Genomic DNA, 2,585 nt, shown 5'->3' with positions numbered 1-2,585 from the left:
AGGGCATACCACGGGACCAACCCGTTCTGGACGCCGCGTAACATGGCTCCCAGAAAGCGAGGAATAAGGCCCACAACGTCCACCAGCCAGTCAATCACAAACCGGTCAATCCAGGCGGCGACACCCGCCAGTCCGGCCAGGGGTCGGACGATAATCCCCTGATAGATCTCATCGAAGAAAAATTTTCGGTAAGAAAGCGTGTACAGGCCGACGGCACGGAAGGCAGTAACTATTGCGTCGACCAGGGCAGCAGGACCGAGAACGACGGCAGCCGCCACGGCGACACCCAGCATCGCCAGCGCCAGGCTGATCCAGGGGATGGTTCCGGCATGAGCGGCCGCCCCGTGCCCGGCCAGCCGCGCCGCTGCGTCCAGGCTGATCGTCCCGCTGAGGAAATGCTCGACCCACCGCGTTGGTCCCGCCAGCGCTCCGGCGACAACCGAACCCGCCGCCAGAATGCCCAGCGGGATCAGCATCACCGGGGGAGATTCGTGGACATGGCCGGCGCTCTCTGCGGGGACGCGCTCCTCGCCAAAGAATGTGCGGAAATACGCCCGGAACGTGTACACGGCAGTGAGGAACGCGGTCGCCATTGCCACCACCAGTAACATCTGATAGTAGCCGCTGTGATGGGCCCTGCCGGCGACAGCGACCAGAATCTCATCCTTGCTGAAAAAGCCTGCCAGGGGAAAAATCCCGGCCAGAGCCAGACTGCCAATCAGGAAGGTCACGTGCGTCCACGGCAACCGGCGTCGCAGCCCCCCGATTCGATTCAAATCGATGACGCCGCCTGTTGCATGCATCACGCTCCCGGCCCCGAGGAATAGCAGGGCCTTGAAGAAAGCGTGTGTGAAGAGGTGGAACATGGCGGCTGCGGCTCCCACCAGCCCGCCCACCGACAATCCCAGAAACATGTAACCAAGCTGGCTGATGGTGGAGTACGCCAGAATCCGCTTCAGATCGGTTTGCGTGAGCGCTATAACGGCTGCCATGAGAGCCGTAAACGTAGCGATCCCACCGACAATCTCCAGAACATGGGGGGCGACCTGAAACAGCGGCATACACCGGGCCACCATGTAAACCCCCGCCGTCACCATCGTCGCCGCGTGGATGAGGGCGCTCACCGGCGTGGGACCTTCCATCGCGTCAGGCAACCACACATGGAGCGGAAATTGGGCACTCTTTCCGCACGCTCCCGCAAACAGGAGCAGACACGCGACCGTCGCCAGTCCCCCGTGAACAAGTCCCTTTTCCGGATGGAGAAGTCGAGCCGTTCCCAGGATCCCCGCGGAAAACACTTCCTGCGTCTGAGGATCGATCGTGTCGTGGAAGTTGAGCGTCCCATACAGCGACCACAACAGGAAGATCCCCAGGGCAAAACCAAAATCACCCACACGGTTCACCAAAAAGGCTTTTTTCCCCGCTGCGGCTGCCTCCGGTTTTCTGTACCAGAATCCGATGAGCAGATAGCTGCACAGGCCCACCGCCTCCCAGAACACGTAGAGGAGGACAAAATTGCTCACCGAAACGAGCATGATCATGGAAAAGACGAACAGACTGATGTACGTATAAAACCGCCAGTAGCCGGGATCTTCGTGCATATATCCGATGGAATAAATCGCCACCAGCAGCGAAATGAACGTCACGGTCACAAGCATGAAGACGGTGAGGGGATCCACCCGCAGTGCGATCGGGATATGGAACCGCACAAAATCCCACGTGCCATGGGGGACAGGTCGCTCGACGGATGCGCCACTGGGACTGATGTCCGCCCAACTCCACAGTTCGAACACCCGCTCAAACGTCGGCACGTGCTCCCCGGAAGGTCCGCTGGGAGCGGCCGGTGCCGACCGTAACAGCATCCCCAAAAGGGCCAGTGAGCCGATGAACGAAATGGCCGTGGCCGTCACGGTGGGCACATGACTGGCTTCCCGCAAAACGCGCGGTCCCAGCACGGCCGTCACGAGGGCGGCCACCAGCGGCATTCCTGCAACGAGGACAATCAAAAAGCTCATGGCTGTCAAACACTCGGTCGATATTCGAGGACTTCTTCCGGAATAACAGGAGCGCGTCCCACCCGCGGCAACCTGGGCCAACTGGGCGGCGGCGGAGGCGGGACTTCCTCCTCTTCCACCTCCCGGGGAATCTCTCCTAAACCTTCTTCTCGCAGGTGCTGGACCTTCAACACGTCCAGTCCATATCGAGCGCGAACGAGATTGAGTACCAGGGCTAGCGCGACGGCCGCCTCAGCCGCGGCCACGGCCATCACAAACAGAGCGAACACCTGCCCCTGAAGCTGTCCGTGGAAGCGTCCCCAACTGACAAAACTGAGTGACACCCCTTGGAGCATAAGCTCCACCGATAGGAACATGAGGATGAGGTTCCGGCGACTCAGAAACCCCACCAGTCCCAGCCCAAACAGGCAGGCACCCACCCACAACTGTTGTATCAAAAGGGCATTCTCAGACATCGCTGTCGTGTTCCATCTCTTCCGTCAGGGCAGCCATTCCACCAGACTGGGCATACCCGGTATCTCCCAGCTTCTCAGATCGAGCAAGGGCTCCAGCGGCCGGGCGATGATCACC

At 60.5% G+C, this 2,585-nt stretch carries 2 protein-coding genes; both read right to left on the bottom strand.

Going from position 1 to position 2,585, the window contains the following annotated elements; genetic code table 11:
• Positions 1–2,015: NADH-quinone oxidoreductase subunit L (gene nuoL, locus H5U08_RS15435; protein ID WP_297035023.1), on the bottom strand; the 2,015-nt coding region annotated here is incomplete at its 3' end.
• 5 nt (positions 2,016–2,020) lie between these two features.
• Positions 2,021–2,470 carry an NADH-quinone oxidoreductase subunit NuoK gene (gene nuoK / locus H5U08_RS15430; RefSeq protein ID WP_297035021.1) on the bottom strand — a complete coding sequence of 150 codons (450 nt, stop codon included), beginning with the start codon at positions 2,468–2,470 and terminating at the stop codon, positions 2,021–2,023.
• Positions 2,471–2,585: the final 115 nt, after the last annotated feature.

It is taken from the genome of Thermogutta sp. (genome assembly GCF_014359955.1).
Lineage (GTDB): Bacteria > Planctomycetota > Planctomycetia > Pirellulales > Thermoguttaceae > Thermogutta.
The sequence above is the reverse complement of the archived record's forward strand: the minus strand, read 5'-3'. Positions and strand labels throughout refer to the sequence as shown.